Below are 5215 nucleotides of genomic sequence, written 5' to 3'. Positions count from 1 at the left end.
CTTTCGAAGTGGCGATGGCACGGCTGCTGGAATCGTTCGGTGTCACCCCGGATCTCCTGATCGGCCACAGTATCGGTGAACTGGCGGCCGCCTACGTGTCCGGTCTCTGGTCGCTGCCGGAGGCGTGCGCGCTGGTGGCGGCGCGGGGCCGATTGATGGGTGCGCTCCCCGAGGGCGGCGCCATGCTCGCGGTCGCGGCGACCGAGGACGCGGCGCGGGCGGCGATCGCCGGATACGGAGACCGGGTGTCGGTGGCCGCGGTGAACGGTCCGGCCGCGGTGGTGCTGTCCGGTGAGCTGTCCGGTATCGAAGCCGTCGAGGCCGACTTCGTGGCGGCCGGTGTGCGGACCTCCCGGCTGCGGGTCAGCCACGCCTTCCACTCGGCGCTGATGGAACCGGTACTCGGCGAGTTCGAGGCGGTCGCGGCGGAGACTCGCTTCCGCGAACCGGAACTGCCGCTCGTATCCAACCTCTCGGCGACCGCGGTCACCGGTGAACTCCGTGATCCGCGGTACTGGGCGGATCAGGTCCGCGGCTGCGTGCGGTTCGCGCCCGGGATCGCGAGCGCGGCCGCGTCCGGTGTCCGCCGGTTCGTGGAAGTCGGCCCCGACGCGGTACTGACGGCCATGGCCCGGCAGTCGCTGGCCGATACCCCGGAGATCGAGGCCGGGTCGCTGGTAATCGCGAGCGCCCGGCGGGGCGAATCGGAGGTCACCCGGTTCCTCTCGGCGCTGGCCTGGGCGCATATCGGCGGTCTCGGGGTGGACTGGGCGCCGCTGTTCGCCGGCCTGCCCGGCGGCCGGGTGGAGTTGCCGGCCTACGCGTTCCAGCATCAGCGCTACTGGGCCCGGGCGGCCGCGGTGCGCGATGTGCGGCAGGCGGGGATGGCCGATCCGGACCACCCGCTGCTGGGCGCGCTGGTCCGGCTGCCGGATTCCGCCGAGGTGGTGTTCACCGGCCGGTTGACCCGGTCCGGTCAGCCGTGGCTGGCCGATCACGCGGTCGCGGGGGTGGCGCTGCTGCCCGGCGCCGCGCTGGTGGAGATGGCCCTGCACGCGGGTGCCCTGGTGGAATGCCCGCGGCTGGCCGAGCTGGTGATCGAAGCGCCGCTGCCGATCCCGGAGACCGGGGCGGTGGCGTTGCGGGTCGTCGCGTCCGGTCCGGACGACAGCGGGACGCGGACGGTATCGGTCTATTCGCGCTCCGGTGACGAGGACGCAACCGCCGGAGACGACCCGTGGCTGCGGCACGCGGTCGCCACGGTGGCCGCCTCGGGCGCGGCCGGCACCTTCGACGCGGCGCTGGCGAGCTGGCCACCGCCGGGGGCGACCCCGGTGGATATCGGGGACGCGTACGCGGACCTGGCGGGCCGCGGCTACGGGTACGGTCCGGCGTTCCGTGGACTGAACGCGCTGTGGCGGCGTGGTGACGAGGTGTTCGCCGAGGTCGCGCTGCCGGAACCGGTGCGGGCGGACCACGCCGATTTCGCGCTGCATCCGGCGCTGCTGGACCCCGCGCTGCATTCGATCCTGTCCGGGGGCCTGGCGCCCGCCGACGCGGACGGTGCGGTCGTGGTCCCCTTCGTCTGGGAGAACGTCGCGCTGTACGCCACGGGGGCGGCGACGCTGCGGGTCCGTGCCGCGGTTTCCGGTTCCGCGCCGGGCGGAAAGCGGGTCGCGCTGACCCTCGCCGACTCCGCGGGCATGGTGGTGGCCGAGATCGGCGGGCTCACCCTGCGCCCGCTGGCCGCCGACGCCCTCGCGGCCGGGCGCCCGGCCGAGGGAACCGGTTACGAGTTCACCTGGGTCGAGCTGCCCGAACACTCCGAGCCGCCCGCGACCGGACCCTGGAGCGATACGGCAGACGGGGAGAATGTCACCGTCGCGGGCCGGGAGGTGACTGTGCTGCACTTCGCTCCGGTGGACCGCGGGAGCGCGGACCTGCCGGCGGTCGTGCGCGAGTCGGTACTCGAACTCGGCGCGCGGCTGCGGCGGCTACTGGCCGCCGACCGTCTCGTGGTGGCGGTGACCGAGCGGGCGGTGGCCGTGCATCCGGACGAACCGGTGGACGCGGCCGCGGCGGCCGGGTGGGGACTGCTGCGGACCGCCCAGAGCGAGAATCCGGACCGGATCCTGCTGCTCGACGTGGACGACCGGGCCCGGTACCGGTCCGCGCTCGCCGCGGCGTTCGGCCACGCCCGGGAACCGCAGCTGGCGGTGCGCGGCAGCGCGGTGCATGTGCCGCGGATACAGCGCGCCGGCGCGGCGGCGCTCACGCTGCCGGACACCGGCACCCGGGCCTGGGCACTGACCCTGCGCGACAAGGGCACCCTGGCGGCGGACAACTTCCGGATCACCCACGATCCGGAGCCGCCGGCGCCGCTGGCGCCCGGGCAGGTCCGGATCGGGATGCGGGCGGTGGGACTGAACTTCCGCGATGTCCTGATCGCGCTCGGCACCTATCCGGATCCGGACGGCCGGATCGGCGGCGAGGGCGCGGGTGTCGTGCTCGAGGTCGCCGCCGACGTCACCGGATTCGCCCCGGGTGACCGGGTCTTCGGTCTGATCCCGGGGGTCGGTTCGACGGCCGTCACCGATCAGCGGCTGCTCGCGCGGATCCCGCGCGGCTGGTCGTTCGCGCAGGCCGCCGCGGTGCCGATCGTCTACGCGACGGCCTATTACGGGCTGGTGGATCTGGCCGCGGCGCGGCCCGGCGAGACCCTGCTGTTGCACGCGGCCACCGGTGGTGTCGGCCTGGCGGCGGAGCAGCTGGCCCGGCACCTCGGGTTGCGGACGCTGGTGACGGCCAGCGCGCCGAAATGGGATGTCCTGCGCGAGCTGGGTTTCGACGAGGCGGCCATCGGCGACTCGCGGACCCTCGACTTCGAGCGCAAGTTCCTGGCCGCCACCGACGGGCGCGGGGTGGATATCGTGCTCGATTCGCTGGCCGGTGAATTCGTGGACGCCTCGCTGCGGCTGCTGCCGCGCGGCGGCCGGTTCGTGGAGATGGGCATGCTCGACCGGCGCGATCCGGATATCGTGGCGGCCGAACATCCCGGCGTGGACTACCACAGCTTCATGCTGATGGAGGTCGGCCAGGATCGGCTCGGTGAAATACTCGGCGCGCTCGTGGAACTCTTCGAGGCCGGTGCGTTGACACCGGCCCGGACCACGGCGTGGGATCTGCGGCGGGCGCCGGAGGCCTACCGGTATCTCGGTCAGGCCCGGCACATCGGTAAGAACGTGCTGACCGTGCCCACGCCGCTGCGGCCCGGGGGCACGGTGCTGATCACCGGCGGTACCGGCGGGCTCGGGGCGATCGCCGCGCGGCACCTGGTCACCGCGCACGGTGTGCGCAGGCTGGTGCTGGCGGGCCGGCGCGGCCCGGACGCTCCCGGCGCCGCCGAACTCGCCGCCGAACTGACCGCGCTCGGTGCGGAGGTGGAGGTGGTCGCCTGCGACGCGGCCGATCGCGCCGCCCTCGACGCGGTCCTGGCGGCCGTACCGGCCGAGCATCCGCTGACCGCGGTGGTGCACGCCGCGGGTGTCCTCGCCGACGGCCTGCTCGCCGGGATGACACCGGAGCAGTTCGCGACGGTCTTGGCGCCGAAGGTCGACGCCGCGTGGAACCTCCATCGGGCCACCGCGGAACTGGATCTGTCGGCGTTCGTGCTCTACTCCTCGATCGCGGGCGTGATCGGCAATCCGGGCCAGGCGAACTACGCCGCGGCCAATATGTTCCTCGACGCGCTGGCCCGGCACCGCCACCTGCTCGGTCTGCCCGCGACCTCGCTGGTGTGGGGGCCGTGGCAGCAGGGCAGCGGGATGACCGCGGCCCTCGGCGCGGCCGAGCTCGCGCGGTTGCGCCGGGAAGGTCTCACCCCGATCGGCGCCGCGGAGGGTATGGCGATGCTGGACGCGGCACTCGCCGCCGGCGGTCCGGTGTTCGCCGCGGTGCGTATCGACCGCGACGCGCTCGGTGCACAGGATCCCGCCGGGGTGCGGGCGGTCATGCGCGGGCTCCTCCGGCCCACGCGGCGCCGCGCGGTGGAGGGAGCGGCCCAGCCGCCGGACCTCGCGGCGCAGTTGGCCGGCCGGCCCGCCGCGGAACAGGAACGGATCATCCTCGAGGTGATCCGGGTGCAGGCGGCCGCGGTACTCGGGCACAGCAGCGCGGAAGCGACCGCACCGGATCAGCCGTTCAGCGAGATCGGATTCGATTCGCTCGGTGTGATGGAGTTCCGCAACCGGTTGCGCACCGCGGTCGGCACCCAGGTGCCGGCGACCGCCGTGTTCGACTACCCGACCCCGGTGGCGCTGGCGGGCTTCCTGCGCCGGGAGATCGCCCCGGACGAGGACCCGGTCCGGCGGATCACGGCCGAAATCGAATCGCTGGCGGACAGTTGCGCGACGGCCGATCTGTCGCCCGCGGACCGGACCGGTCTGGCGAACCGATTGACCGCGCTGTTGCGCGAACTCGAGGGCACCGCCCCCGGCGAGTTCGATCCGAGCGCCGCCGCGGCGGACAACCTCGACACCGCGGACGACCGCGAGCTGTTCGACTTCATCGACAACCTCAGCTGACAAGCACGATCAGGAGCTCCACCCCGATGGCCGACAACGACGAGCTACGCCGGTACCTCAAGAAGACCGCGAAAGAGCTCTACGACACCAAACAGCAGTTGCGCGAGCTCACCGACCGGTCGCGGGAACCGATCGCGATCGTCGGGATGGCGTGCCGCTACCCCGGGGGTGTGCGCACGCCCGAACAGCTGTGGGAACTGACCGCGGGCGGGGTCGACGCGGTGGGCGACTATCCCGCGGACCGCGGCTGGGATCTGGAGCGCCTGTTCGACCCGGATCCGGATGTGCCGGGCACCGTGTACACCCGGGAGGGCGGATTCCTCGACGCCATCGGCGATTTCGACGCGGCCTTCTTCGGGATCGGCCCGCGCGAGGCCGCGGCGATGGATCCGCAGCAGCGGCTGACGCTGGAGGCGTCGTGGGAGGCGCTGGAGGACGCCGGCATCGACCCGGCGTCGTTGCGCGGCAGCGATACCGGGGTATTCGCCGGGGTGATCCACCAGTACTACGGCCCGCGGGTCGGGTCGGCGAACATCTCCGCGGAGACCGAAGGGCACGCCTACCTCGGGGTGTCCAACAGTGTGCTGTCCGGCCGGATCGCCTACACCCTGGGGTTCAAGGGCCCGGCCGTC

At 73.3% G+C, this 5215-nt stretch carries 2 protein-coding genes; both read left to right on the top strand.

Going from position 1 to position 5215, the window contains the following annotated elements; all coding sequences use genetic code 11:
- Positions 1 to 14: 14 nt before the first annotated feature.
- Complete coding sequence (locus NF4_RS35895) at positions 15 to 4583, top strand: SDR family NAD(P)-dependent oxidoreductase (RefSeq protein WP_063131839.1); 4569 nt, start codon at positions 15 to 17, stop codon at positions 4581 to 4583.
- A gap of 26 nt (positions 4584 to 4609) precedes the next feature.
- Positions 4610 to 5215 (top strand): beta-ketoacyl synthase N-terminal-like domain-containing protein (locus NF4_RS35890; RefSeq protein WP_198165610.1); only part of this gene is annotated, 606 nt, incomplete at its 3' end.

Origin of the sequence: Nocardia fusca NBRC 14340 (assembly GCF_001618425.1) — a bacterium.
Lineage (GTDB): Bacteria > Actinomycetota > Actinomycetes > Mycobacteriales > Mycobacteriaceae > Nocardia > Nocardia fusca.
Note: the sequence above shows the minus strand (reverse complement) of the source record. Positions and strands in the feature narration are given on the sequence as shown.